Raw genomic sequence first — 26,554 nt, forward strand, 5'->3', positions numbered from 1 at the left:
AATGGCGAACGTATGGTGCTGGGTCGGCCTCAGCTGGACCGAACGAATCCGGATGGTGCTCCAGGAGTTTGGGGATCGGATCACTGATATTTCGATCTTTGGCTGGTCAGTCTCCGCTGACGGCACGCTGACGCAGACGTTCGATCCGGCACTGCTCGACCAGTACCGGGAGAAGTGGCCACACATCCGCTTCTGGGGATGCTTCCGCAACCTCGATGACCCGAACGACGGGCCGCACGCCATCTTCGAAGCGTTGCGCGATTCCGCGACCGCCCGGGCGCACCTCGCCGACGAAGTGGCTGCGAAGATGTTCGGACTCTACCCGTGGCTGCACGGCGTGGATATCGACATGGAAGGCGGCGGAAACTTCCGCTCGGCCGACTCCGAGGAAATTTTCCGCATCGTCTCCGACCGGGCGCACGCCCTTGGCAAGAAGTCGAGCGGCGCACTGCCGGCACTCACGGCCACCGGCTCGGTCGGCGGCGAGAACTGGGTCCGCTACAAACAGCTTGGCGAGATCCTCGACCACGTTTCGGTCATGTCCTACGATTTCGCGTGGTCCGGCTCCGCGCCCGGCCCAGTTAGCCCGGGGTTTTGGCTCGAGCAGGTGTACGACTGGGCGGCCTCGCAGATCACGCCCTCCAAGATCAGCATGGGCCTACCGCTCTACAGCTATTTCTGGCAGATCTACGACTACCCGAGCAACCTCGGCGAAACCCGCCGCGGCGTGTCCGGCACCTACTATGCGGCGTGGCAATACTTCACCGGCGCCCGCGCATGGTCCGATTCCGGCACACACCACCCCATCGGGTGGATCTGCTACCGCGAACCGTCCAGCAAGTCGATCTGGGGATTCTTGGACGTATACGACTGGCTGGAGCCTACCCAGTGGGCGGCCGCATCCGGTGTAGCCTCCGGGATCTTCCAGAACCGGAAGTACGCGGTCCGCTACGGACTACCGGCCGGCACTCCGCAGTGGTCGATCGCCGACAACAGTGTGGGCAGCTCGCATATCGATTATGCGATGAACCCGGCCATGGTCATGAGCGCGGAAGGAAACCTGGTCTCACCCAAGAAGGGCTTCACTCTCACGGCTGAGATCATCCAGCGCGACCCGGTGGCCGCGACCATCATCGATGACTACGCCACCAGCCAAGCCCAGCTCGATCAGATCTACACGCAGTCCGGGGGATGGAAGCACCACGACGTGACCGACACCTACCGGCAGTATCGCGGCTCGGATGCGCTGACATTCAACAACAACTTCGGCAGCCAAGGCCTCTACGCGATGGCGCGGTTCCAGTTCGCCACCGTGGGCACGTTCTCGATCACCTCGCAGGGCATCACCGCAGAACTGACCAACGGCGGCGCGCTCCGACTCAAGCGCGGCTCCACGGTGCTGGCGTCGAAGAACGTCGGCGGGCAGATCGTCGGCGGTGCCCCGCAGGTCGGCCGGTGCGTGCTCGCGTTGCGTGTGCGTGAAGGCTCCGCCCGCGTGTACTTCTCCAACGCGGAAACCAGCGTGCCGTTACAGCTTGAGGCGCAGACCACGCCGCCGGGTGGGCCGACCGGGTACAACTCGACCGGCACCGCATGGATCGATCACGTCTACCTCGGCGATGCGTGGTGGTACATGCCGCGTGAAGCCATCGAGGTGGAAATCAACGGGCAGACTCGGGTGCTTGGCCGCATCGAACGAACCGGTGTCACGTGGGACGCCAAGAACCGGTTCCGGCCCACCACGGACGTGGACGAGCGCGCCACCCGCACAACCGGGATCGCGCTCGACTGGGTTTACGCGCACTGGAAAGACGTTCCCGTGCTGCCCGACAACGACGTGACCGTGCGCGTCCGTCCACTCGATCATGACCTGTGGCTCGGACGCATTCACCTGCTCGACCGCGACGGCGCATCCATCGTCTACATGACCGACGCAACCACGATCACACACTGGCTCTCCCGCGCCCGCCTCGACTGGGGACTACAAGGCATCGCCATGTGGTCACTCGGACAAGAAGATGTACGCGCATGGTCGGCCATCGCAGGCGGAGAACTCACCCCAGACACCAAACGATTGGATTCATGACATGCCCGGATGGGTGACAGACCTACTAGTACCCGAGCGGATGTTCACCGCCGCGTTGGTGATCTTCGTGCTGTGGCTGTGCGTGCGAACGCTTTTCAAGTCGTGGCCGTTCATCCGAAAGTTCGTCGGCCTCGTGAACGCGCTGGTCGGCACCGACGAAGAGCCAGGTATCGCCAAGCGCATGGACGCCCAAGCGGACAAGCTCGGCGAGTTGCAAGAGCGGGTGGAGAAGATCCACCACGAAGTGACGCCGAACCACGGCGGATCTATGAATGACGCCCAGCGCCGAACTGAGGCGAAAGTTGGGAGGCTTGCTGACGCGCTCGATAAGCACATCAGCGAGACCGCCGAATGGCAGCCGATGCTTCGCGAACTACATGCAACGTGGCGCACTAAGCCCCGCAACAACTGACAACCACCCAACCCACGCCCCGGATCTCACGCCGGGGCTTTTTCTATGCCCTTAGGAGGGGATCACTATGGCGGTAAGTCGCCTTGGCTGGGACGTAATGACCAGCTCCGACACTCGGCTTGTCAGCTTCGAATGGATCACCGGCAAGGTACGCGGCGGCGACCACGCTGTCGTGCTCGATTACATCTGCGCCCGGTGGGACGCCGAAGTGGAGCCGATCAAGCCGTGGCAGTCATGGGGCTTCGCATCCCGTGACGTGCGCGGCAACGCTGGAATCATCTCCGAGCACGCCACCGGCTGCGCGGTCGATATCAACGCGCCACTGCATCCGCTTGGCGTGGCCACCAACAAGACTCTGACTCGAAAGCAGATCCGCACTATCCGCCGCATCATCAAGGACGTGGACGGCGCGGCCCGCTGGGGCGGCGAGTGGTCGCGCCCGGACGCGATGCACATCGAGCTGATGGGCGGCAACGCGAAGATCAAGCAGGTGGCGGACAAGATCCGCGCCGGTGCTCTCGGCAACGTGAAGCCGACCGGTGGCAAGTCCAGCCCGAGCCAGACCAAGCCTTCCACGAAGCCAACCGACTTCAAGGATCTGGCCGTGGACGGCGTGATGGGCAAGCAGACCGTGAAGGCCGTTCAGATCGTGATGACCGCGATTGACGAGTATCACCGAGCGATCGACGGAAAGGCCGGCTACTACACGTGGGCTGCTGTTCAGAACTGGCTGCGCGGCCTCGGCTATTATCCGCAGGATCAGTGGCGCATCGACGGCGATCCCGGCCCGGCCACGATTCGCGCTCTCCAGCAGTTCCTCGCGAAGAAGGGCCACCTGGACACCCGCAAGTGGCTGATTGACGGGAAGCTCGGCCCGGCAACGATCCGAGCGTTCCAGAGCTACCTCAACACCCAGAACCACATGAAGTAAAGGAGCCAATCACATGGCTAAGCACGAAGCAACCACAACTCAGGGCACACACCCGTGGCGCGCCACCGTCCGAACCCTGTTCGCCGCAGTGATCGCGCTGGCCGGACTGGCACCGCTGATCTATGAAGCGGCCGCCCAGCAGTTGCCTGAGATGGCCACCGGAGCCGTAGGTGGCGTGCTGCTGGTCGCCGGTGCGATCACCCGCATCATGGCGCTGCCCGGCGTCGAGGCGTTCCTCCAGCGGTTCCTACCGTTCCTCGCGGCCGCGTCCCGTGACGAGCCTCTGACGTTCGATCAGGCCGTGCAACGCGCCGCCCGAGCTGCACGCACCGCGCACCCTATCAGTGGCCCTCATGCGCCCACACAGGCCGACCCGGGACGCTACGAACCTGGCGACGGTGAACCTACGGAGTACACGCACAAGTAGGACACCTCCAAAAAACCAGCCCCGCAAGAAAGTCTTGCGGGGCTTTTACATGCCCACGAACGGGCAGAAAGGAGCCATAACCCATGGCTAACTATCTCCCTCGAAAGACTTCTGTCGATGGCACATGGAGCTTCGGCGATACCGTCAACCTGCAAAACTATCTGAAGGATGTCGGTTATTACTCAAAGTCCCGGGAAGCGGACGGCGTATGGGGATATTGGACAACCCTTGCGCTTCAAGGATTCCTGCGGGAAAAGCGCAAGCACTTCTACCCCTATGACCGCTACTACGAAGGCTTGGTAGACGGCCAATTCGGCAACATGACCAAGGCGGCCATGGGTGACGCGGCTTACTACCTGCTCGGCAGTGGTAATTACATGATTGGCTACTGCGCCGGCGGTAGCTGCACAATTGGCTGGGCGCATACCGCCGTAGTCAAGACTTGGCAACTGTACCTGAATCGAAACTACGGATTCGCCAGCTAGCCATTGAGAAAACGAGGGCAACCACCTGAAACATCGGGCGGTTGCCCTCGTTTCTTACGTTACAACACGAATCTATTTGATATCCGAAATGGTTCGCGTTGCTCCCCAGCTATCCTCATTGAGGACAGTCGCACTGTAAAGATCGTTCTCATAGAACGTGCGTTCAAGAAAATCTTCCGCCAGCCAGCTAAAGCGGTTTGCGTCGTTCGAAACCACGATAACGAACGTCTTGCCGTCCGACTTCAAGTACCAATCTTTGATTAGCTGATGTGGGGTACCGTCTGAGAACTGGTCAAAACTGGTTCGATCGTAGGAAGCCAGGAACTGGTCCATGATCTTGTCGGCGCGCTCCTGCGAATCGTCTACCGAGGTTTTGGCCTTTGAGGCTGGCTCGGCCACGGGCTTACTGGCCTTCGGCGCGTCGCTGGGGACGGCTGGGGCGGTCTCTGGGGCTGGCTCGACCTCGACGGGCGTGCACCCGGTGAGCGCGAGTCCAGCAGCCACCACAGCGGCGGCGATCTTCCAATGCTTCATGACGTGCCTTTCTGGGGGGATCGAGTCTGAGTCTAACCGAGACGGTGGACGAAATAACTACCTGCGACGGTCGCGAATCTGATAGATACGCGGCTTCGAAATGCCAGAGTGCTTAGAGACCGTCGCAACCTCAACACCGTTTGCGAGCGCATCACGAATCGCGTCGTGCAATTCTTCGCGGGCGGACTCATGCTCTGCGCGCCGAACCGCCAGCTGATCCGCTAGCATTCGCAGTCGATCCAGATCACTCATGGCGACCTGCTAAGCGATAGGCAACGATTACAGCGACGGCAACGACACCTAGGACTGACCACAGGGCAACGAGTAGCCCCGGTGCTGTGCTTGTGCCCCAGGTTGCGTAGGCGGCGAGAATTAGCACCACAACCGAACCGCCTAGTAGGTTCTTCTGTTTCTTGTTCATAGCTTCACCTTTGCTTGGTAACCTAGAGGGGATTCCCCCTAACCGTGGTAGCTGGAGCACCACGGGTAGGGGGTTTCCTTATTTCGCCTTACGCTTCCCGTTTCCGTTCCTTGGCCAGTCTTTGAAGATTTCGAAGATGACCTTGATTCCGTAGAACCCTGCGGTAACGATTGCCGCGATTCCTGCTAGGTTTTCAATGATAGTTCCCTTTCTGTTGTGCTTACATAAATATTATAGCGCGCTATAAAACGTAGAGCAAGCCCACAAGGGAGAAATTTAGCAAAAAACTTTACTCGCCCACCTCACGACGAGGTGGGCGGCATTTTTGCGTTAACACCTAGTCCAGCGCGTCGGCGGCGTTGGCGTCTGCGTCGAACCTTAGATGCCCGTAGGTGCCGATCGTCGTAGTGATCGACTCGTGCCCGAGACGCTCTTGAATGGTCGGCAGATCGACACCTGCCTCGATCAGCATGGAAGCGTGCGTGTGTCGCATGTCGTGCGGTGTAGGCCGTGCGTGAAGCTTCGGCTTGCCACCCTCGGCGGGCTTCATGAGAGTGTCGATAGTAGGCCGCCAAATGATCCGAGAAAAGTAGGAGCTGGTGATCTGCGACCCGGTGGACGGCACTGTGAAAATCAGATCGTCACCCTTGACCTTTTCCAGCCATGGCACGAACCTCTCCGCCGCGGCCTTCCCGAGCGTGACTGTGCGTGTGCCCTTACTGGTTTTAGGGGCGCCGAGGGGCTGGCCGTCCTCTTTCCCTGCGTGACGCTTCCACGCTTCGCGCACATCGATCAGGTATCGTCCGCGCACGAATCGCACGTGACTTCGGCGCAGAGCGGTGATTTCCCCAAAACGCAGCCCAGTGTACGCTTTCAGGTCAATCATGCGTCGGTAGACCTCGGACGGCAGCGCGTCGATTAGCGTTTGAAGCTCGTCCTTCGATAGGAATACGGGGTCGCGGGTTTTCTTCGTGGACTTTGGCGTGCGGATGCCCTCGGCGACGTTTGCTTCGATCCATGAGTCTTTGCGCCGTAGCTCGGTGCGCAGCGCGGCAGATAGGAGCGCGTGGACGTTCTTCTTCGACTTCGGGGCCAGTGCCATAGCGTCAAACCACGTGCGCACATGCGACGTGGTGAGCTGGTCCACCGGGATCCCGCCTAGATCGGTGAAGTGCCGGCGAGCAAAGGACCGGTAATCGCGTGCGGTACCCGGCTCGATATTGCCGCCGAGTCCGTCAATGTGGCGATCGATGATCTCGCGCACGGATGGTGCCTTGGACTTTACTCGTCCCTTGGCTTCGTTTGCGAGCTTGAAGCTGTTCCCGTTCGCGTTGAGGAACGCTTGCAGATCCTTCGCCTTGTCTGGATCAGGGAAGGTTCGCGACATGAGACCTTCGTCGGGATCGCGCCATTGAACGCGATATGAGACGGCACCAGACTTCTGTTTTCGTTCGCTGATGGTTGCCATAGCTCGATTTTGCCTTTCGTATCCGACGTTTTGCCGTGGCAACAAATTCGCGCTTCACGGCAACAAGGGGATTTTCGAGCAAAGAAAAACCCCGGAATCACAAGGATTCCGGGGTTTAATCTACGCGGTGACGGTGGGATTTGAACCCACGGTACGGGGTTACCGTACACAACATTTCGAGTGTTGCACCTTCGGCCGCTCGGACACGTCACCAGACCTGATTACTCTATACCGGTCATGGTGCGAACACCAAAACGAGTGGCCGGTAACACATTCGGGTTAGTGGCGCTTGCTCTGGAAGAAGCTTTTTAGGAGTTCGGCACATTCGGCTTCGCGTACCCGCGGGTACACCTCGACGAGGTGATTTAGCCGTGGTTCACGCACGATGTCGAAAACCGAACCGCAGGCACCAGCTTTCTCATCCCAAGCCCCGAACACCAGCTTCGGAATGCGAGCCAGGACGATGGCTCCGGCGCACATGGCGCAGGGTTCGAGAGTCACCACGAGGGTGCAGTCCGCTAGCCGCCAACCATCTTCTTGCCCACGGCGCTGTAATTCCTGCACGGCGTTACGGATAGCCACCACTTCGGCATGCGCCGTGGGATCGAAGCCTGCTTCTCGTTCGTTCCGTCCGGTGGCCAAGACGGTGCCGTCGGGGGAGAGAATCACCGCGCCAATGGGGACATCGTCGGTCGCCAACGCGGCGCGTGCCTCGTCGAGCGCAAGTTGCATCCACTGATCCATCACATCGGCCATAGTTCACTACTTTAGGACGAACTGCGCTGCGGGCGGCTCGGCGGCTGTTTCGCTGGGCACAATTCTTGGCGGTGAGCCGCGAATTTTCGCGCTAGGAGCGCTGTGCAGCTGGTAACCGGCTGGTAGATTTTAGGCATGCGCGTACAGGTAGTTGACCACCCACTGGTGGCACACAAGGTTTCGGTTCTTCGAGATAAGAACACCCCGTCCCCGATTTTCCGCCAGTTGACCGATGAGCTGGTCACCCTGCTGGCCTACGAGGCAACTCGTGAAGTTAAAACCGAGCAGGTTGAGGTCATCACGCCGGTTGCGACGACAATCGGTACCGCTTTCGCCAAGCCGACCCCTCTTGTTGTGCCGATCCTGCGAGCCGGTCTGGGCATGCTCGAAGGGATGACGCGGCTGGTGCCGACCGCCGAGGTGGGTTTCCTCGGGATGGCGCGTAATGAAGAAACGCTCGACATCATCACCTATGTTGACCGCCTGCCCGATGACTTGACCGGCCGTCAGGTCTTCATTCTGGACCCGATGCTGGCTACCGGCGGAACCTTGGCCGAAGCCATCAAGTTCATTTTCGACCGTGGCGCCGACTCGGTGACCTGCATCTGCCTGATCGGTGCTCCCGAAGGCATCGAACGCCTTCGCAAGAGCCACGGCGACGATGACCGCGTGCACCTGGTGCTCGCTTCTCTCGATGAGCGGCTGAACGAGAAGTCCTACATCATCCCCGGCCTGGGAGATGCCGGTGACCGCCTGTATGGCGTGACCCCGCCACTGGTCTAAATCCCGAGCTAGTTCCGCGCCGGGCCGGTCGAGGCTGGCCCGGTGGAACGCTCGGTCGGCCCAGAGGCCACCGGCAGGCGCACCTCGAAGGTGGTATCCCCGGGGCGGGAAGACACCGTGATGGTGCCCGAGTGCGCCTCGACAATACTTTTCGCGATGGGCAGACCCAGCCCGGTGGTGCCATCAGACCCCGAGCGTGCGGTGTCGGCGCGGGTAAAGCGCTCGAAAACGCGGGGGAGGAAGTCCTCGTCGATGCCTTCCCCGGTGTCATGCACGCGCACGATGGCCTGATCGGTGGCCGCGTCCCGTGCCACGGTGACGGTCACCGTATTGCCCGCCGACGTATGTTTGCGCGCGTTGGCCAACAGATTGGTGATCACCCGGCGAAGCGACGCGGCATCCGCGTCCACGTACAGTTCCTCGGCCTGGCATTCGAAATCCCAGTTGTGCTCCGTCGCGGTGATCTTGAAATCCTCGGTGATATCCGCCGTCAGCAGGCCTAGATCCACCCGTTCGAGGGTGAAGCCTTCGCGTTCATCCAGGCGAGCCAACAGCAAGAGGTTTTCCACGAGGGTGCTCATCCGGTTGCTCTGCTGGAGCACGCGGTCCACCGACCGGCGGCCGTCTTCGGAGAAGTGCTCGGTGGCCGAGAGCAGTTCGGTGTAGCCGCGGATCGCCGCCAGTGGGGTCCGGAGTTCATGTGAGGCGTCGGCGACGAATTGGCGCATTTGCGCCTGAGACTTTTCACGTGCGGTCAACGCGGTGGAGACGTTATCGATCATGGCGTTCAACGCCCAGCCCACGTTGCCCACCTCGGTACCAGGAATGGCGTCCTCGCTGGATACCTTGTCCATCGGCGCCACGGTGCCGGTCTTCAAATCTTCGCTGGCCACCGAGGCGGCGACCGAGGCAACACGCTTGAGCGGCGCGAAGGAACGGGTGATCCACCAGGAGCCAGCCAACCCGGCCCCCAGCACACAGAACAAGGCGATAAACAAGGTCAGCCACGACATGCGGAGCAGCGCCGCATCGGTGGTGTGCAAGGGCAATCCGACGATCAGGGTTCCACCCGAGCCGGGGTCCTTGGTGGCCAGCAGCAGGTAATCGCCGATGGAAAGGTGTTTGCGCACCGGTTCGTCGCCCACCTTGAGGGTGACCAGCGGGGTGGTGTCGGCCTGCGTAATCTCCACGCGTTCCCCGGAGGAATCATCCAGAATCGCGCCGGAGAAGATGTACGGGTAGATGTAGCGGGCCGTGAGGGTGCCCGGGCCCTGACCCGGGGCAAAGAGCTTGTCTCCGGGCTTGTTCAAGTTATCCGAGTACGCCGCGGCTCGGGCAGCTGTTTGGTAAAGCTGCTCGTTGAGCTGGGCCATCAGGGTTTGCCGCACGCCGGCGTTGTAGAGCAACCCGAGGAGCACCGCCACGGTGGTCAGCGAGCCGAGCAGGATTACCAGCAGGCGCCGTTGCAGCGCATGCGGATTTCCTCGCAGGGTGCTGTTGAACAGACTCATGCCGCCGGCTTCAGCACGTATCCCACGCCACGGACGGTGTGAATCATCGGTTCGGCATCGACGTCGATCTTCTTGCGCAGGTAGGAAATGTACAGTTCCACGATGTTGGCCTGGCCATCGAAGTCGTAGTGCCAAACGTTATCGAGGATCTGCGACTTGGACACGACGCGGCGAGCGTTGCTCATCAGATAGCTCAGCAGGTCGAACTCTGTGGCGGTCAGGGAGATCTGGCGTCCGGCGCGTGAAACATCGTGCGAGTCCATATTCAGCACGAGATCGCCGACGACCAGTTCGGAGGTATCGGCGCTGGTAGCACCCGAGCGTTCCACAAGTCGATGGAGCCGAATGAGAACCTCTTCGAGGCTGAAGGGTTTGGGCACATAATCGTCGGCTCCGGCGCCGAGGCCTTCGATGCGGTCCTCCACGGCGTCCTTGGCGGTCAAGAAGAGCACCGGAACTTCCGGCAGGTAGGTGCGGACCTTGCGGAGGACCTCGGGACCGTCGAAGCCCGGAAGCATCCAGTCCAGTACCAGCACGTCGGGGGAGAGGCTGCGTGCGGTGGCAACCGCCTGCGGCCCGTCGTGGGCGATTGTGGCCTCCCAGCCGAGCATGCGGGTACCCATGGAGACCAGTTCGGCCAGCGACGGCTCGTCGTCGACCACCAGCACCTTGATGGGAGTGCCATCCGGGTGGGTAAGACGTGGCAGCTGCGAGGGGGAGAATCGGGAATCGCTCATGTTTACCAGCTTCCGCTATTGCTTTGAGGTGTCTTTGTGATTTACCTGTGCAGACCCTATGTGCGTTAGCGATGATTTTATGCGGCTTCCGCGTCTACAACCAGTGAATTATTTGGTCAAGGTAGGACTTATGCGAATGTTTGAGGGGTGGACTCGGGTTAACTGTGAATGAATATTCATAGGCGTGAATGGTGTGGTCAGATTGATCGATTGTTTTGGAATCACTGCTCACTGCGCATAGTTAAGCGCTTGATGTTTGTAGTTTTGACTAAAGTGTCACTCGTCACAAATGGACACATCTGTCTCACATTATGGACGCCTGTGGTTTATGTTACTTGCAAGTTGTGAATGTTACGGGGAAACTAGAAGAGTGAGTACAGCGCAAAACACCGAAATCGGCGGAAATGGCACCGACGTGCACACCGCAATGCGGTGTTGCCGAATGCTCGGCGCCAACGGATCTCATCATTCGTAGATGATTCGTTGGCGGGACACCCAACTGTTGTTCGTGGAAGAAGGCCGCGGGCAACGCAAGTAAAACCCGAAGCATCGGCGCCAAGTCACTTGGCCTTCGCAGCAAAAGAGGAAAAAATATGTCGGCAGGATCCGGATACGTCCACGTTTCAATTCGCAACGCACAGAATCGTGCCGCGGCGGCGCAGCGCGCAGCCGCCGGTAACTATGCACCGGCCGGTTATCGTCCGCTGCGTGCCGTATCGAATATTCATGAAACTCGTGAGGCCGCCGGCGCAAGTACCCCGGCACCGGTACAGAACGCCCCGGCACCTGCTGCCGATACTTCGGCTCGTGGCTTCGTGCTCTACGTCGGTCTGGATGAGACCGTAGCCCAAGAGCAGGGCACCTCGCTGGGTAAGCTGGCCACCCAGGTACGTTCCTTCCTCGCAACGCTTTCTCCGCAGGCGCAGACCCACGCTGCCGTGGCGCTGGCCCCGGCGAGTGCGCAGGGTGAGCCTATCGATGTAGTGCGTCAGGCTCTGGGTGATCCGACGCTGACCCGCCGTAACCGCGTCGAGAACCGCCCGAGTGCTCCGCGTCCCTCCGGTGTGCTGATCGACCTGTCTCGCCGCGAGGTATACCTCGATGGTGAAACGCTGAACTTGACCTTCAAGGAGTTCGAACTGCTGAACTTCCTCGTTGAGAACGGTACGCGCACCGTGGGCCGTGATGAGTTGCTGGAAAACCTGTGGCGCAATGCCGAAGAGGTTCCCAACGAGCGCACCATTGACGTGCACATCCGTCGCCTGCGTTCGAAGCTGGGCCGTCTGGCCAACACCGTGCGCACCGTGCGCGGTCAGGGCTACCGCTTCTACGAGCACCCCGAGGTCGTCGTCTGGGCCGCCCCGGAATACTCCATCTAAAGCATCTGCCGCGGAAGCGGCACCCGAAGGGGACGTTCGAATCGCAGTGCGCGAGGCGGGCGTCCCCTTTTTGTTGGCTGGCGATGGCATGCTTGAGATATGACAGTGCACACTCGCCGCCTCATCCTCATGCGTCACGCTAAAAGCGACTATCCCTTGGGAGTTGACGATCACGACCGGCCGCTGGCTGCCCGCGGGGACCGGGAGGCCCCGGCGGCCGGACGCTGGCTCGTCGAGCACAATCTAATACCCGACTACATCATTTGCTCGGATGCGCTACGGGCGCGTTCCACCTGCGCCTGGGTGCTTTCGGAACTCGGGGAGCAGGGGCCAACGCCCTATATCGACACGCGTATCTACCGCGCCGGGGTCAGCGAGCTCTGTTCGATCATCAACGAAACTCCCGCTTCTGTTTCCACCTTGTTGGTGATCGGCCACCAGCCGATCCTGCAAGATCTCGCGTTGCGCTTGGCCTCGGCCGACTCGGATCAGGAGGCAGTGTATGAGCTGGCTATGAACTACCCGACGCTGGGGACCACCGTGTTGGAAACCGAGCATCCTTACTCGCATCTGGACGCGCGGGACGCCCGGGTAACATTCTTCGCCGTGCCACGCGACTAGCCGGGCGCCCGGTTTACACCCGTGCAGATTCCGCCCCTCAGGTCTGCCGCTACACGGCGCCAGTGGCGGATCTGGTCAACGGGTCGTGCCGCCGGCCATCAGCCCGTCGATGATCAGCATTGTGGCCCGCACCGCAGAGTCCTTGTCGCCGGGGCGTTGCGGGCTGGCGCTTTGCCGCACGGCGAAGAGCGCCGCACCAAATAGGGCTGCGGACACCGTGCTGCGCAGTTCGCTGGGCAACTCGACCAAACGCACCAGCACCCGCTCGATCACCTCGACGACCTGGGTGTGCAAAACCTGTAATTGCATCGCCCACCGTTCGGTACGTCGCTCGTTGAGCAACAGCTGAGCGTAGGCCGGGTAGCGTTCGATGAAGTCGACCGCTACCTCGATCATCAGACGCAGGGCCTGATACGGGTCCTCATGCGAGGCAGCCTCGTGTAGCGCCGAAAGCAGCGTCTCGGTACCAAAGTCCAGCATTGCCTCCAACATCTGGTCCTTCGACCCGAAGTTGTAGTACACGGTGCCTTTGGAGACTCCGGCGCTGGCGGCGATCTCATCCACGGTAACCGACTGCGGGCCGTGCACGCCCATCAGCTGCATGCCGGCGGCGAAGAGCCGCTGCTTGGAAGCGGTGGCGCGAACCCGCTCACGTGGGGTAGGGGCTTCGGCGACCATGCTCATTCCCCTAGCTCCGGCTGCAGCGCCTTCAACGTCCACGTCTTGTGCTTACGTACCGCCAGAGTGGAGAGCACTAGACCAAGGATGGTGTATCCGATCAGACCCAGAATAACCTCGCTGAGCACGCTCAGGTCAGCCCCGTACATCAAGTGCCGCATACCCACGACCACATGCCCCATGGGCAGAATGCGGTGCAGCACATGCAACGGTTCGGGCAGGGTTTCCCACGGGAAGGTGCCGCCGGCGGTCACCAGCTGCAGCACCATCAGCACGAGCACCACGAACTTGCCTGCTGTGCCCAGCAGCGCGCAGATGCCTTGAATGAGCGCGGTAAAGGCCATCGAGGCGAGGAAGAACAGTCCCCAGGTCATCCATGGGTGGGCGGTATTCAGGCCGAGCCAGAAGATCACCACGCAGTACAGAATCGAGGACTGGATCACCGAAATCAGGAAGAAGGGTAGCCAGCCGCCAATGGCGATCTTCCAATTCGGGGCGTTCGAGGCCAGCGCACGCTTGGTGATTGGGCGCATCACCTGGGTGAGAATGAAGGCACCAATCCAGGTGGCCAGAGTCATGAAGAACGGGGCAAGACCCTCACCGTAGGCCATGGCCTTGGTCTGGTCCGTGCGGGTGACCTCGACTGGGTCACCGATGACCTCGGAGAGCTTTTGCTTGGTCTGGTCATCCGGGTTCGGTACCTTCTTGGTGCCGTCGCTGAGCCCATTGGCAAGCGTGTTGGAGCCGTCGGAGAGCTGGCCTGCGCCATTGGCCAGGTCGCCTACACCGTCGCGCAGGGTGTGTAGCCCGGTGGAGAGGGTGCCAGCACCCTTCTCGAGCTTCGCAGCACCGTCGTCGAGCTTGGCGGCCCCCTTGTCGAGCTTGGCGGCACCATCGTTGAGCTTAGCGGTTCCCTCCACGGCGCTCTTCTCACCCTTGTAGAGGGTGTTGGCGCCACTGTCGAGCTTGGCCGCGCCCGTTGCCAGTTGCTTACCACCATCGGCGGCCGAGGCGATGCCGTTGACCAAGGTCGGAACCGAGGCGTTGAGCTGGGCGGTGCCATTGGCCAGCGTGCCTAGGCCGCCGGAGAGCTGCTTGGCACCCTTGGCCACCGCCTCGGAGCCGTCGGCCAGCTGTTGGATTTGCCCCTGCGCCGTCTTCAGCTGGGTCTTGACCTTTTTAGCCTCGGCGACCACCTTGGAATCGGCCGCCGCGCTATCGATGGCGGCGGAGACCTCCGAGGTAATCGAATCGGCCTGGTCCTGGGTGATGACCCCGTCGGCTACAAGCTTGTCGAGGCGCACGGTGGCCTGGGATTCGGCCGTATCGAGTCGGTCGGCGGCGTCCTGCTCGAGAGCGGTGATCACCCCGGCAGCGTCCTGAACCTTTGCATTGAGGGCCGCGTTTCCGTCGGCCACCTGGCGGGCACCGGAGGCGAGCTGCTTGGAGGCGTCGGAAGCCTTGGCGGCCCCGTCGTTCAACGCCTTGGCGGCAGCTGGCAGCTTCGCGGTCTTCTGCTTCATTTCGGACAGCCCATTGGACAGCTTGTTGGCGCCCGTGGACAGCTCACCGGTGCCGGATGCCAACTGCTTGGAACCATCGCGCAGCTTCTTCTGCCCGGCGAGTAGTTCGCCCGTGCCGGAGTGCAATGTTGACGTACCCGAGTGCAATTCTCCGGTACCCGAATGCAGATCGCTGGTGCCCTGGGCGAGCTGGTCGCCTCCGTCCACGAGCCTGTTCACGCCGTCCGACAGCGAGCCGACACCGTCCACAAGTTTGACCGATCCGGTGTAGAGATCACCGGCTCCGTCGGCCGCTTTTTTCATGTTCTTGTGAATGTCGACAAACCCGGTCAGCAGTGCATCGGCGGTCTGGGTGCCGACTTCGGTGGCCACCGAGTCGTGCACTGTTTTCGCGAGCTTATCGGCGAAGGTACCGACCATGTAGTTGTTGGCATCGTTGGTGGTGATCTTCAGAATGCCTTGTTTGGCCTTCTCGAAGTCGGCCGGTGAAGCGAGATTCTTCGAGAAGTCCTTGGGGATGGTCATGGCAAAGGAATAGTCGCCGCTGGCAACCCCGGCTTCGGCCTCTTCCTCGGTGTCCACCACAACCCAGCCGAAGGTACCGTCCTCGAGTAGCGACTCGGTGACGTCGTCGCCGACCTGCAGCTTCTTACCGGACTTTTCGGCCCCTTCGTCGAGGTTGACCAGTGCTGCCTGCACTCCGGAAAGGTGCGATTGTGGATCCCAGTTGGCGTAGAGATAGAGGGCACCGTAAATCAGCGGAACACAGCTCAGGGCGATAATCGCCAACTTGGGCAGGGTGCCGCGGGTCATGCGCTGAAGTTCGGAGAGCGCTAACCGAAGCGTGGTCATGAATTGTCCTTTGCGCGGGTCGTCTCGCTGGGTTGGTCGGGCGCCGCCGGAAGCGGTGTGGTGCCTTGCTCCGCGGACTCGCCGTCCGCGACCTGCTCCTGCTCGGCCTCAAGGTTTTGGGGTGATTCAACGTTTTCGTCCGTGGTGTCAACCGGTGCTGGGGTGGCGGCCGGGGGCGCCTCGGGCGTTGGGGTGGGTGGCAATACGATGGCTTCGGTAGCGGCCGCCGGTTCTTCGGAAGGCAGAGACATTTCGAGTACTGGTTCACGCTGGCCCATGACGACCGCCGGTCCTTGCCAGCAGTCCGGGATGCGGGAGACCACCGCGACCACGGCGAAGGTTTCGTCGTCCTGAGCGATCCCCTCGAGGAGTTCGAGCCAGTCCGCGTCATCTAATCCGTGTCGTTCCGGGGAGTCGAAGACGGCTAGGCGAACTTCGTGATATTCCGCGGCTAGTCGGGCCATGATCTGGAGCCGGATAAGCGGGTCGAGGCTGTCGAGCCACTCGTTGGCGACCTTGCGAAAGCCATTGCGGTCGAGCCAGTCATCGATACTGCGTTTGCGCCAGAGCGGTACGGGGACGAGCGAGAGGTCTTCAGCCACCAGATCGCGAACCTTCAAGTGCTGTTCCGGGGCATTGATTTCGGGGGAATCGACCAGTGCGCTGTGTTTGCGCAGGGAGGCGAGCTTATTCGAGTGATTCCATGCCACGCTGCCGGTGGAAGGGGCCATTCGACCGGAGAGTACTAGGCTCAGCGCGGTCCGGGAAATTTGGGTTCCGGCCTGCACCACAAGTAATTCGCCGAGCTTCACCTGCAAAGAGGTGGGGTCGACAAGCTGTCCGTGGCGTCCGGCGACGGTGATCTGGTCTGCAACTAGCACACTTCCACACTAATTGAACTGACCGGTCAGTTCAATTAGTGTGTCTGTTCTTCTGATCACCTCTCGTTTTGGTAGACCGAGCCGAATTCACGTGTCGTTTACCAAAGTGTGGGGAAAGCCACCTAAGATCGGTAAATCATTCATCCATGACTACGATCACAAGGAACCTTATGGGTAAGCACCCCACACGCACCTTGGCTACGGCTGGCATCACCGCCGTGGCACTGGGACTCGGCTTCGCTCCGGTGGCTACCGCTACCGGAACCGAACCCACCTTGACCGAAATTTCCGCCGTGCAAGGCACCGGGGAGAGCACTCCCATGGACGGCGCCGAAGTTACCGTGCGCGGTATCGTAACTGCCGCTTATCCCACCGGTGGGATCAACGGTTTCTACTTGCAAACTCCTGGAACGGGCGGTGACGAGCTTCCGGAGGCCAGCGAAGGCATCTTCATCTATGCCCCGGGTCAAACAGAAAAGGTCAGCACCGGTGACTATGTTCAAGTCACCGGCGAAGCCACCGAATATCACGGGCTGACCCAAATTCGCGCAGCACGCTCTACCGTTGCGGTGCTCGACGAACCTACCGAAGCGGTCAAGCCGTTGGATATTGAACTTCCAGCGGGCGCTGCTGAGCGCGAGGCACTTGAATCAATGCTGCTGGCCCCCTCCGGCAATTGGACCTTGGCCGATAATTACTCGGTAAACCAATACGGTGAGCTCACACTGGCTTCCGGCACCAGCGAAATCTTGCCCGGTGAAAAAGCACTACGTCAGCCCAGCGATGTTTTTGCTCCGGGAAGCAGTGACGCCCTAGCCCTGGAAGCTGAAAATAGTCGCCGCTCCATCACTCTGGATGACGGTGCGACCCTTAATTTCATGGGGGCAACTTCGTCGAAGAACAATCCGCTACCGTACCTTGAGGCTGGGACCGCATTGCGGGTCGGGGCGCCGGTGAACTTTCAGACCGGTGTCATTCTGGACTACCGCTACGATCAGTGGCGCTTGCAGCCCCTCGGGCAGGTTAGCGGGACCCAGCGCAATAACCCGATCAGCGTCGGGGATACCCGTAGCGAACAGCCCGAGGATGTGGGCGGGAATGTCACTGTCGGCACCTTCAATGTGCTGAATTACTTCACCACCACCGGCGACAAGCTTCAGGGTTGCAACTACTACACCGATCGCGAGGGGAACCCGGTGACCGTGCGACGTGGTTGTGACGCGCGTGGTGCGGCCAATGCTGAAAACCTCGAGCGACAGGAAGCCAAGATTGTCTCGGCGCTGAACGCCATGGATGCTGACGTTGTCATGCTTCAGGAAGTCGAGAATTCTGCACACTTCGGTCAGCCACGGGATACCGCCTTAGCAACACTCGTCGATGCGCTGAATGAAAAGGCCGGGGCGGGCCGTTGGGCCTATGTGCCAAGCCCCGAGGAACTGCCTGCCTCTGAAGACGTGATCCGGAGCGCCGTGATCTATCGCCCTTCGAGCGTCAAGCCCATTGATGAGTCCATCATCGATGATCATGAGGCTTTTTCTAATGCACGCCAGCCGCTAGCGCAGGCATTCCAGCAAGTGGGTGGAAACTCCAAGACGCGATTTGCTGTCATCGCGAACCACTTCAAGTCCAAAGGCTCGGCACCCAGCGACCCCAATGATCCGAATGCAGATCGCGGCGATGGGGCAGGGGCCTGGAACCAAGCGCGAGTTGAGCAGGCCTCCGAACTTGTCTCCTTTGCCCAACGTGTGAGCAAGGAGCGCAACACCGATAAGGTATTGCTCGGTGGCGACTTCAACTCCTATGGTGCCGAGGATCCGCTACGCGTCTTGGCTCAAGCCGGCTACTCCGATATCACCGCCGCTAGTGGCAAGCACAGCTACCTCTATGGCGGCCGGGTGGGTTCGCTCGACCACGTCTTCGCCTCTCCGGGCGCGGCCGAAGTCGTCACTGGCAGCGACGTTTGGCAGATCAACGCCAATGAACCAGTAGCGCTGGAATACAGCCGCTTTAACTACAACGCCACCGACCTGTACGTGGCCGATATGTTCCGTGCCTCGGACCACAACCCGGCCGTGGTGGGTTTGCAGTTGAGTAAGCGCTAGGCGCGAACCGAGTGCAAAGCAAAGATCCCGGAACATTTGGGTAAGTGTTCCGGGATCTTCGTGATTTGTGCGCCCAAAGGGATTCGAACCCCTGACCTTCTGTTCCGTAGACAGACGCTCTATCCAGCTGAGCTATGGGCGCATATTTAGTTTTCATCGTCGTGACGACTCGTATAACTATACACAGCGCGCCGGGGGCCGTCGAACCGAAATTGCCAAAAGTGGCTCGATTCACATTATGGTGGGCTCAGTAGGAGGTTCGTCCGGTGAAGGAGGCGCAGTGCCAGTAATCGAAAGCCTGAAGGCTCAGCGCCGCCTACTGTTCTCAAATGCTTTCGATGCGGCGGGTCGCTCGGTGGCAGACTTCGCCGCCGACTTGATCTTCGTCCTGTTACTTGGAGCGAATGCCTTCCAAATGGGCTTGCTCAATGCCTTGGGCTCGGTGGCTTTCGTGGTCGTGGGAATTCCATTGGGCCACGCGGTGGACCGTTTTACGCCCTTGCGGACCTTGCGGGTCGGACTTGCCGCGAAGTTCTTTCTGTTGCTGGCGATGGTATTGCTGCTTATCTTTGGGGCCTTACAGATACCCATAGCGTTACTGCTGGCCACCTTGCTTGGAGTCTGTAACGCCCTTAGTGAGACTTCGCAGGTTAGTCTCGCCCCCGCATTGAGCGCAGCGGAAGGAACCGACCGCGAACGAGAACTGGCGCCACTACTGGCCAGATTGGCCGCGGCGGATCAGTCATTGGCCATCATTATTCCGGCAGCCGCCGGAATCGGATTCACCATACTTGGGGCACCGGCACTCTTGACCGTGGCGATCGCACTGCTGGCATTGGCGCTGTACTTCGCCTTATTGCTCAGTGTGCCGTCTCGAGGCGAAGGCCACGAGGTGCCGGAAGAGCATCATGAAGTTGGTTCCTTTATGCGCCGAGCTCTGGCCGGCTTCTCCTACTTGGGGGCACAGCGGCCGCTTCTGATGATCACGCTGATCGCAGCCTGCTCGAATCTGGGATTGGCCATCGGGTCCTCGGTGGAAGCGATTTTCGTGTTGAACTATCTGGACTTAGGTCCTGCCTGGTTTGGTGTACTCGGGGCCGTTGGCGGAGTCGGCGGAGTCGGCGGCGCCTGGCTGGCCCCACGGATCGCCCAGCGCTACCACGCCGTTGGCCTCGTTCGTGGAACGACGGTGCTTCAGGCAGCGCTTGCCGGACTAGTATTCCTCGCCGCATTTCTACCGCCGTGGGCGGCGTTGAGCCTCCTGGCCGTACATAGCTTGTTCTGGGGAGTGGCGGTTATTGCCATGAATGTTGCGGTGACGACATGGTCGAGCCTGTTGACGCCCGAACGACTGCTTGGCCGCGTGGTGAGTGCCCGCCGCACGCTGACTTTTGGGGTGGTTCCGCTGGGAAGCTTGCTCGGGGGCTGGGTAGGGTTGCACTTCGGGGTCCCCGTCGCTCTTGGCGGGTGGGTCGTGGCTACCCTCTGTGCCGCTGGGTTTGCTGTCGGAGGTTTGCGAAGCGGGGCGCAAGAGGTTGCCAGCTGATCCCGCCAGCGGAACCGGTGAGCTGAAAACTTTGCGGATAACAAAAATTCCCCCGGCCTGTGACCGGGGGAATTTTATTTGGTGCGCCCAAAGGGATTCGAACCCCTGACCTTCTGTTCCGTAGACAGACGCTCTATCCAGCTGAGCTATGGGCGCATCTTCAGTTTTCGGCTCGCCGTGACGAACCTCGAATAACTATACAGAGATTTTCGCGCCCGTCAAAATCCATCCTGCGGCCCATACGAGGGAGCCGGGTAGCACCAGAAAAAGTATACCGGTCTACGTGACCTTAATCACAGAAAGTCGATGTTGATTAGTTCGAAATCCCCGAGATTTAGCGGAACTCAGATTCTCGAGCGGTCCAAGGCCGGTCCGCTGAGGTTTGTGTCACAGAATCCGTCGGAGCCCACCACCTAGCCTTGATTTATTGCTAGTTCAGCCCAATGGAGGGAATGGATAATGAGCCCGAGCTCGGATCAGAACGTTATCGACGCAGCGCCAACCACGCACGCCAAGCTGGTGTCGTGGGTCGAGGAAGTCGCCGCACTGACGAAGCCGGACCGGGTTTATTGGGTTGATGGTTCCGCCGAAGAGAACGACCGCCTGTGCGCGGAACTCGTCGAGGCCGGAACGCTGATCAAGCTGACCGATCCGAACTTCCCGAACTCCTACGCGGGTTTTTCTGACCCCAAGGACGTGGCCCGCGTCGAAGAGCGCACCTTCATTTGCTCCAAGGAGAAGAAGGACGCCGGCTTCACCAACAACTGGGAAGACCCAGAGAAGATGAAGGCCAAGCTCGATGGTCTTTTCGACGGGGCCATGCGCGGTCGCACCATGTACGTTATTCCGTTCGTGATGGGCCCCCTAGACGCCGAGAACCCCGCCTACGGAGTCGAGATTACCGACTCTGCCTACGTGGTCGCCTCGATGCGCATCATGGCCAAGATCGGCACCGAGGTGCTGCGCAAGATGGAAGCCGAAGAAGCCTTCTTCGTCCCAGCGTTGCACTCTGTCGGTGCCCCGCTTCAGCCGGGCGAAGAGGATGTTCCGTGGCCGTGCAACGAGGATAAGTGGATTGTGCACTTCCCCGAAGAGCGCGCCATTGTTTCCTACGGTTCGGGATACGGCGGCAACGCGCTGCTGGGCAAGAAGTGCTACTCGCTGCGTATTGCTTCGGCGATGGCTCGCGACGAAGGCTGGTTGGCTGAGCACATGCTTATTCTGAAGCTCACCAGCCCACAGGGTAAGGCTTACAACATCGCTGCGGCCTTCCCGTCGGCCTGCGGCAAGACCAACTTGGCCCTGCTGGATCCGACCATTGAGGGTTGGAAAGCCGAAACCTTGGGCGACGACATCAACTGGATGCGCATCGGCGCCGATGGGGAACTGCGTGGCCTGAACCCGGAATACGGCCTGTTTGGTGTTGCTCCCGGCACCGGCTGGTCCACCAACCCCAACGCAATGCGTGCCATCGCCAAGGGTAACTCCATCTTCACCAACGTCGCGTTGACCGATGAGGGTGGCGTCTGGTGGGAAGGCATGACCGACGAAGCGCCGGCGCACCTGACCGACTGGCTTGGTCAGGACTGGACCCCGGAGTCCGGCACCCCGGCCGCTCACCCGAACTCGCGCTTCTGCACGCCGATCGACCAGATCGACATGCTGGCCGACGAGTACTACTCGCCTAACGGTGTGAAGATCGACGCGATCCTCTTCGGCGGACGACGCAAGACCACCATCCCGCTGGTCACCGAGGCGCGTAGTTGGACCAACGGTGTGTTCATGGGTTCGACGCTTTCCTCGGAGACCACCGCGGCCGCTGCCGGCGCCACCGGTGTGGTCCGTCGTGACCCGATGGCGATGCTGCCATTCATTGGTTACAACGCCGGTGACTACCTCAACCACTGGGACAAGATTTCGGCGAAGCTCAATCCCGAGCAGGCTCCGAAGGTCTTCCTGGTCAACTGGTTCCGTCGCACCCCGACCGGTGGATTTGCGTGGCCAGGCTTCGGTGACAACTCGCGCGTGCTCAAGTGGGTTATTGAGCGCATCGAGGGTACCGCCGAGGCTGCCGAGACCCCGATCGGCAATGTGCCCACCGGTGAGTCGTTGGACCTGACCGGCCTGGAGAACTTCACCCCCGCCGATGTCGAGGTTGCCGTGAACGTCGATAAGGATGAATGGTTGGCCGAAGTTGCCAGCATCGAGGAATGGTACGCGAACTTCGGTGAGGCCCTGCCCGCTGCCCTACGCGCTGAGCTCGATGGCCTGAAGCAGCGCTTGAGCGCCTAGTCGCACAGGATCGCGAAGGCACCCAAGCTCCCCGCACCACCTCGTGGTGCGGGGAGCTTGCTTTAACCGAACCTTAGGAACGCGCCGGGAGAGTGAGCCCGGCGGAGTCTGAGTGGAAGCGATCGGCCGTGTAGATCAAGGCTGCGAATGACACTGCGGCGCAGCAGAGTAGCACCACGGCCAAACCCAGCGCCGAGTTCTCCCCGCGCATGCCGACCAGCGGCGTCGCCATCGCACCCACCGCGAACTGCGCCGCGCCGAGTAAGGCCGAGCCGGATCCGGAGACTTCGCGGACCTCGGCCAGCGCGAGTCCGGTGGTGTTACCCGTGGTGAAACCGATGCTCGCCACCAAAATAAAAATCACCGCCGCCAAGGCCAGCGAGCGTACGCCCAGTAAGACGAGGATCAGTAACAGTAGGCTCGCGCCAAGCATGACGCTCAGCGCCACGCTGATGGTACGGCGCAATGGAACGCGCGTGGCCAAGCGAGCCGAGGTGAAACCAGCTGCAATCAAGCCCAGGGCATTGACGCCGAAGGCAAGGGCATAGAGCCGAGGGCTGAGCCCCATCACATTCTGGTAGACGAAGGGGGAGGCCGAAACATAGGCCATCATGCAGGCGAACCCGAAGGCGAACTGGATCATGTAGCCCACAAAACGAGGACGTGAGATGGCCTGTCGCAAAGGAGCGAGATACCTTCCCGAGCTACGAGCCGTGAGCGGAAGTGTTTCCTTATAGAACGCCAGACAGCCGGTGCACATGATCGCGGCAACTGCGGCCAAGGTCCATAGCACGGCACGGAATCCGCCGATCTGGGCAATGAAAGAGCCGAGAATTGGCGCGACAGCCGGTGCAACACCACCGATAGTCATCAGGATGCTAAACATCCGTGCGGTGCGTACACCGCTGGTGGTGTCGGCGACGATGGCCTTGGAGATCACCAGACCGGCGGCGGCTCCTAGTCCCTGCAGGGCACGGGCGGCAATCAGTGATTCCAGGGTCGGGGCCAGCGCCGCGCCGACACTTGTCAAAACGAACAGGCCGGTGCCTAGGCGCAGCGGCAGGGCGCGCCCCAAGCGGTCGGACAGTGGCCCCCAGAGGAGCTGACCCGCTGCCATTCCCAGCAGAAAAGCTGTGAGCGTTAGCTGAATCCGCGTGGCCGAGGCGCCGAATTGGGTTGCCATCGCTGGAAACGAGGGCAGATACATGTCTACTGCCAGTGGGCCCGTGGTGCCCAACACCACCAGCAAGATGAACAATATGGGGGTCAGTTTCGAATGTTCAGCGCGGGCGGACATGCTCCCATTCTAGATTCCATAACAGGCGAGCTCCTGCGGCCGATCGCTCGAACCGGAATTGCTCCCCGTAAACGCAGGTCGGGTGGGTGTGTTATCCACTATCTGTGACAAGATGTGATTATGGTTTTGGCACGATTAATCTTGGGTCTGCTCTGTTTATCGCCGATGACAGGCTATGAATTGAAGAAGCATTTTGACTCGTCGATTAACCACTTTTGGAATGCGGACAAGGCGCAGATTTACCGAACCCTGGCCCAACTGGTTGACCAGGGCTACGCGACTGTGCGTACGGTAGAACAGAGCAACTACCCGGATCGTCAAGAGCATCACATCACCTCTGCGGGCCGTCAGGCACTGGTCGCTTGGCTTTCTCAAGGCCCGGCGAGCGGTACCGAGCGTGATCCCTTTATGGGACAGGTATTTTTTGCCGCAGAGCTTGGTAAGGAACAAATTCAACAGTTACTCACCGAGCGGAGGAACGCGACCCAACGTGTGCTCGACGACTACCTGTCGCAACGGGAAGGGATCGATATGCGTGCCGCAGCCGACCGGCGCAGCTTTCTGATGGCTGCCACCCTTGATCATGCCATTCGGCAGCAGGCCGCCGAGTTGGACTGGCTTGACGCGGTCATGGAGTATCTCCCATGAGCGGCGATCAGCGGAACGAAGCGCTAGACCCTAACGGCTATGCTCAAGTGCACCCGGCTTCCTCCGGCTCGGCCGCTAGCGGTTCCGAACAGACCCTGGTTCTGTTGCACGGTGGCTCGGTGGGCAACTGGGTATGGGAACCGCAGGTACGTGCCTTCGCACGAGCCACCGTGCTCACCCCGCATCTGCCTTCCTTTGGCGCGCGAAGCGACGAGGACTGGGCCGGGCTGCAATCTGCGGCCGACGACGTTGCCGCGCTGATCGCAGAAGAAGTTCCCAGTGGTGGCGTCCACCTCGTCGGGATGTCCGTGGGAGGGCTTATCGCCGCCCACGTGGCCGCGCGGCATCCCGAGCTCGTGCAGAGCCTTCTGCTCAGCGGCACCCCCGCCTCGGGTGTCCCGACGTTGGCTCGCAACCTGAACCGCTGGCAGCTGAAGCTAGCCGGCAGCCCCTGGTATTGGCGGTTCCAGGCCGGGGCCTATGGGATGGTCGACGACGAAAAGGAGCTTTTCGCGCGGCATGGGGTAACGCTGAAAGAGCATAACCTGCGAGCAATTACCGAAGAACTGGCCGCGGGCGGACTGCCCGAAGATCTGAACAACTACACGGGTTCCGCCTTGGCGCTGGCCGGGGCGCTCGAACCAAAGCTCGTGGCCTCCTCTTTCCCCGCTCTACAGGCCAAGCTTCCGCAAGTAGCGACCCGACTCGTTCCCGGTGTGCACCATCAATGGAATATTGAAACTCCGTTGCTGTTCAATGCGGTTCTGCGCCAATGGGCATTTGAAGGCAGGATTCACTCGAAGCTTACCGAAGCGCCCGCACGGGCGGGTAAGAGTTCGTCCCTGGGGGCCAAGTTCGGCAAACGCCCTGCCACCGACCCGGCCCCTGGAACTGAAACGCAAAAGCCAGAGGACTAGGCGGCCAACCAGACATCTGGGCCGAAGACTTCATAGTGAATCTTCTGGGCCGGTACCCCAAGGCTCAGTGCCTGCGAGCGCAGCGCATGCATGAAGGGCAAGGGTCCGCAGAGGTACAGTTCGCTGTGTTCATCAACGTGTCCGGTCAGATCCATGAGTCCCTGACGCGACTGGTAGGCCTCGGGCAATGGTCCGTGCTCGAACCACGTGCGGAGCGTCGCCTGCGGAAGTTGCCGCAGCGAATCGAGCATCTGGTGTTGTAGCGCCCACGCCTCGACGCTAGCCTCCGCATGCAGGATGCTCAGGCGTCGTACTGAACCTGCGGCAGCGAGGCTGGAAAGCGCCGCGGCCGCCGGAGTGCACCCAATGCCAGCGGTGGCAATTACGAGTGGTGTGCCCTCGGCATCAATGACCAAATCTCCGTAAGGGTTCGACAGCTCCACCACGGCCCCCGGCTGCAAGCTATGCAGGGTCGTGCTCACCTCTCCGTCGACATCCAGCTTGACCGTGATATGGCGACGGCTCGTTGCTTCCGGTTGCTGACTGAGTGTGTATTGACGTACCTGACGGGTGCCATCGGCGACCGGCAGGCGTAGGGAGACGAACTGTCCTGGACGTGCCGCGGCCACGGGGGTTTCGTCGAGCGGTTCGAAGCTAAAGCTTACGCAGTCGGTGCTTTCGGTCTGTCGCCGCACGAGTCGCCAGGCACTGTAATCGACGCTATTGGGTTGCGCCGCGTAGAGCTCACGCTCCAACTTGATCAGGGCGTGTGCCATGAGCCAATAAACCTCGGTCCAGGCCGCCGTGATTTCTGAAGTCAGGGTATCGCCTAAGTCTTCGGCAATGGCGGCGAACAGGTGCTCGTAAACCACCGGATATTGCTCCTCGCGGACGCCGAGCGAGGCATGCTTATGGGCGATGCGCGAAAGCAGGGTTTCGGGAAGTGCCTGCGGGTTGGCCAGCAGGTAACTGGCGAAGGTGGCGATGGAACCGGCGAGGGCCTGCTGCTGTCGTCCATTGCGCTGATTCGAGCGGGAGAAGGTTCCGTCGAGCAATTCGGGGTGGGCGGCGAAAAGCCGGCGGTAGAACACCGGGGTGATCTGCCCAATGCGCTCGCCGATCAGCGGCAAAGTGGCTTCGATGAGCGGGCGGGATTGGGTGGACAGCATGGGAACCTCCGGAACACAGGGATTTACTTGCATTTGATATGCAAGATTTACACTATAGTTCTACGCCTTGTAGAAGAGATGTGCAAGTGCCTCGAATG

Annotated in this window: 25 protein-coding genes and 3 tRNA genes; 13 read left to right on the plus strand and 15 right to left on the minus strand. The window is 60.8% G+C overall.

Annotated elements, in window-relative coordinates:
- Nucleotide 1: 1 nt before the first annotated feature.
- From ACYU0X_RS02650 to ACYU0X_RS02670, 5 genes are all read left to right on the plus strand, one after another.
- Nucleotides 2–2,086, plus strand: coding sequence for a glycosyl hydrolase family 18 protein (locus ACYU0X_RS02650; RefSeq protein WP_461902080.1), 2,085 nt, complete (start codon nt 2–4; stop codon nt 2,084–2,086).
- Between the two features lies 1 nt (nt 2,087).
- A complete protein-coding gene (locus ACYU0X_RS02655) occupies nt 2,088–2,498 on the plus strand; it encodes a hypothetical protein (RefSeq protein ID WP_461902082.1) in 411 nt (136 codons plus the stop codon).
- A 97-nt stretch (nt 2,499–2,595) separates the two neighbouring features.
- The gene (locus tag ACYU0X_RS02660; RefSeq protein WP_461902083.1) at nt 2,596–3,429 is read left to right on the plus strand and encodes a M15 family metallopeptidase; all 834 of its coding nucleotides are present in this window, start codon (nt 2,596–2,598) and stop codon (nt 3,427–3,429) included.
- A 13-nt stretch (nt 3,430–3,442) separates the two neighbouring features.
- Nucleotides 3,443–3,856, plus strand: a complete 414-nt coding sequence (locus ACYU0X_RS02665) for a hypothetical protein (RefSeq protein WP_461902084.1) — start codon at nt 3,443–3,445, stop codon at nt 3,854–3,856.
- Nucleotides 3,857–3,939: 83 nt separating this feature from the next.
- Nucleotides 3,940–4,341 (plus strand): peptidoglycan-binding domain-containing protein, encoded by a 402-nt coding sequence (locus ACYU0X_RS02670; RefSeq protein WP_461902085.1) that lies wholly within the window; start codon nt 3,940–3,942, stop codon nt 4,339–4,341.
- Nucleotides 4,342–4,413: 72 nt separating this feature from the next.
- On the opposite strand, the gene ACYU0X_RS02675 is transcribed toward ACYU0X_RS02670, so the two are convergent.
- The 6 genes from ACYU0X_RS02675 to ACYU0X_RS02700 all read right to left on the minus strand — a co-directional run bounded on the left by ACYU0X_RS02675 (nt 4,414) and on the right by ACYU0X_RS02700 (nt 7,520).
- Nucleotides 4,414–4,875, minus strand: coding sequence for a hypothetical protein (locus tag ACYU0X_RS02675; protein ID WP_461902086.1), 462 nt, complete (start codon nt 4,873–4,875; stop codon nt 4,414–4,416).
- A 57-nt stretch (nt 4,876–4,932) separates the two neighbouring features.
- The gene (locus ACYU0X_RS02680; protein WP_461902088.1) at nt 4,933–5,127 is read right to left on the minus strand and encodes a hypothetical protein; all 195 of its coding nucleotides are present in this window, start codon (nt 5,125–5,127) and stop codon (nt 4,933–4,935) included.
- Nucleotides 5,120–5,296: a hypothetical protein gene (locus ACYU0X_RS02685; RefSeq protein ID WP_461902089.1), complete on the minus strand. Its 177-nt coding sequence runs from the start codon at nt 5,294–5,296 to the stop codon at nt 5,120–5,122. The genes ACYU0X_RS02680 and ACYU0X_RS02685 overlap by 8 nt, the downstream gene beginning before the upstream one ends.
- Nucleotides 5,297–5,633: 337 nt before the next feature.
- Nucleotides 5,634–6,764, minus strand: coding sequence for a tyrosine-type recombinase/integrase (locus tag ACYU0X_RS02690; protein ID WP_461902091.1), 1,131 nt, complete (start codon nt 6,762–6,764; stop codon nt 5,634–5,636).
- 125 nt (nt 6,765–6,889) lie between these two features.
- A tRNA-Ser gene (locus ACYU0X_RS02695) sits at nt 6,890–6,977 on the minus strand.
- Nucleotides 6,978–7,043: 66 nt separating this feature from the next.
- Nucleotides 7,044–7,520: a nucleoside deaminase gene (locus ACYU0X_RS02700; protein ID WP_309408943.1), complete on the minus strand. Its 477-nt coding sequence runs from the start codon at nt 7,518–7,520 to the stop codon at nt 7,044–7,046.
- Between the two features lie 135 nt (nt 7,521–7,655).
- Between ACYU0X_RS02700 and upp the strand changes: the two genes are divergently transcribed.
- Nucleotides 7,656–8,303, plus strand: a complete 648-nt coding sequence (gene upp / locus ACYU0X_RS02705) for a uracil phosphoribosyltransferase (protein WP_309408941.1) — start codon at nt 7,656–7,658, stop codon at nt 8,301–8,303.
- Nucleotides 8,304–8,311: 8 nt separating this feature from the next.
- Here upp and ACYU0X_RS02710 read toward each other — a convergent pair whose 3' ends face one another.
- A complete protein-coding gene (locus ACYU0X_RS02710) occupies nt 8,312–9,814 on the minus strand; it encodes a sensor histidine kinase (RefSeq protein ID WP_418908324.1) in 1,503 nt (500 codons plus the stop codon).
- On the minus strand, nt 9,811–10,551 hold the full coding sequence (locus ACYU0X_RS02715) for a response regulator transcription factor (protein ID WP_309408938.1): 741 nt from the start codon (nt 10,549–10,551) through the stop codon (nt 9,811–9,813). Before ACYU0X_RS02715 ends, ACYU0X_RS02710 begins: the two co-directional genes overlap by 4 nt.
- Before the next feature lie 593 nt (nt 10,552–11,144).
- On the opposite strand from ACYU0X_RS02715, the gene ACYU0X_RS02720 reads away from it, so the two are divergent.
- Together ACYU0X_RS02720 and ACYU0X_RS02725 are read left to right on the plus strand one after the other, a co-directional pair.
- Nucleotides 11,145–11,930, plus strand: coding sequence for a winged helix-turn-helix domain-containing protein (locus tag ACYU0X_RS02720; protein ID WP_418908325.1), 786 nt, complete (start codon nt 11,145–11,147; stop codon nt 11,928–11,930).
- 99 nt (nt 11,931–12,029) lie between these two features.
- Nucleotides 12,030–12,551, plus strand: a complete 522-nt coding sequence (locus ACYU0X_RS02725) for a SixA phosphatase family protein (protein ID WP_418908326.1) — start codon at nt 12,030–12,032, stop codon at nt 12,549–12,551.
- A 75-nt stretch (nt 12,552–12,626) separates the two neighbouring features.
- Here the strand turns inward: ACYU0X_RS02725 and ACYU0X_RS02730 are convergent, their stop codons facing one another.
- Genes ACYU0X_RS02730 through ACYU0X_RS02740 form a run of 3 tightly spaced genes read right to left on the minus strand, consistent with a single transcriptional unit; the run spans nt 12,627 to nt 16,485 of the window.
- Nucleotides 12,627–13,229 (minus strand): TetR/AcrR family transcriptional regulator, encoded by a 603-nt coding sequence (locus ACYU0X_RS02730; protein ID WP_418908327.1) that lies wholly within the window; start codon nt 13,227–13,229, stop codon nt 12,627–12,629.
- 2 nt (nt 13,230–13,231) lie between these two features.
- A complete protein-coding gene (locus ACYU0X_RS02735) occupies nt 13,232–15,604 on the minus strand; it encodes a YhgE/Pip family protein (protein ID WP_418908328.1) in 2,373 nt (790 codons plus the stop codon).
- Nucleotides 15,601–16,485, minus strand: coding sequence for an ABC transporter ATP-binding protein (locus ACYU0X_RS02740; protein WP_418908329.1), 885 nt, complete (start codon nt 16,483–16,485; stop codon nt 15,601–15,603). Before ACYU0X_RS02740 ends, ACYU0X_RS02735 begins: the two co-directional genes overlap by 4 nt.
- A 146-nt stretch (nt 16,486–16,631) precedes the next feature.
- Between ACYU0X_RS02740 and ACYU0X_RS02745 the strand changes: the two genes are divergently transcribed.
- Nucleotides 16,632–18,587 (plus strand): ExeM/NucH family extracellular endonuclease, encoded by a 1,956-nt coding sequence (locus ACYU0X_RS02745; protein WP_418908330.1) that lies wholly within the window; start codon nt 16,632–16,634, stop codon nt 18,585–18,587.
- 68 nt (nt 18,588–18,655) lie between these two features.
- Here the strand turns inward: ACYU0X_RS02745 and ACYU0X_RS02750 are convergent.
- A tRNA-Arg gene (locus ACYU0X_RS02750) sits at nt 18,656–18,729 on the minus strand.
- A gap of 138 nt (nt 18,730–18,867) precedes the next feature.
- Between ACYU0X_RS02750 and ACYU0X_RS02755 the strand changes: the two genes are divergently transcribed.
- Nucleotides 18,868–20,133 (plus strand): MFS transporter, encoded by a 1,266-nt coding sequence (locus ACYU0X_RS02755; protein WP_418908331.1) that lies wholly within the window; start codon nt 18,868–18,870, stop codon nt 20,131–20,133.
- Between the two features lie 79 nt (nt 20,134–20,212).
- Here the strand turns inward: ACYU0X_RS02755 and ACYU0X_RS02760 are convergent.
- Nucleotides 20,213–20,289: transfer RNA gene (locus tag ACYU0X_RS02760), tRNA-Arg, on the minus strand.
- 303 nt (nt 20,290–20,592) lie between these two features.
- Here ACYU0X_RS02760 and ACYU0X_RS02765 point away from each other — a divergent pair.
- Nucleotides 20,593–22,425 carry a phosphoenolpyruvate carboxykinase (GTP) gene (locus tag ACYU0X_RS02765; RefSeq protein WP_418908332.1) on the plus strand — a complete coding sequence of 611 codons (1,833 nt, stop codon included), beginning with the start codon at nt 20,593–20,595 and terminating at the stop codon, nt 22,423–22,425.
- Between the two features lie 73 nt (nt 22,426–22,498).
- On the opposite strand, the gene ACYU0X_RS02770 is transcribed toward ACYU0X_RS02765, so the two are convergent.
- A complete protein-coding gene (locus ACYU0X_RS02770; RefSeq protein ID WP_461902095.1) occupies nt 22,499–23,722 on the minus strand; it encodes a multidrug effflux MFS transporter in 1,224 nt (407 codons plus the stop codon).
- Between the two features lie 120 nt (nt 23,723–23,842).
- On the opposite strand from ACYU0X_RS02770, the gene ACYU0X_RS02775 reads away from it, so the two are divergent.
- Both ACYU0X_RS02775 and ACYU0X_RS02780 read left to right on the plus strand, forming a co-directional pair.
- Nucleotides 23,843–24,370, plus strand: coding sequence for a PadR family transcriptional regulator (locus ACYU0X_RS02775; protein WP_309408920.1), 528 nt, complete (start codon nt 23,843–23,845; stop codon nt 24,368–24,370).
- On the plus strand, nt 24,367–25,287 hold the full coding sequence (locus ACYU0X_RS02780; RefSeq protein ID WP_461902097.1) for an alpha/beta fold hydrolase: 921 nt from the start codon (nt 24,367–24,369) through the stop codon (nt 25,285–25,287). The genes ACYU0X_RS02775 and ACYU0X_RS02780 overlap by 4 nt, the downstream gene beginning before the upstream one ends.
- Here ACYU0X_RS02780 and ACYU0X_RS02785 read toward each other — a convergent pair.
- A complete protein-coding gene (locus ACYU0X_RS02785) occupies nt 25,284–26,456 on the minus strand; it encodes an FAD-binding oxidoreductase (protein WP_418908335.1) in 1,173 nt (390 codons plus the stop codon). The two genes, ACYU0X_RS02780 and ACYU0X_RS02785, sit on opposite strands and share 4 nt — an antisense overlap.
- Nucleotides 26,457–26,554: the final 98 nt, after the last annotated feature.

This window comes from Glutamicibacter sp. X7, from assembly GCF_054889245.1.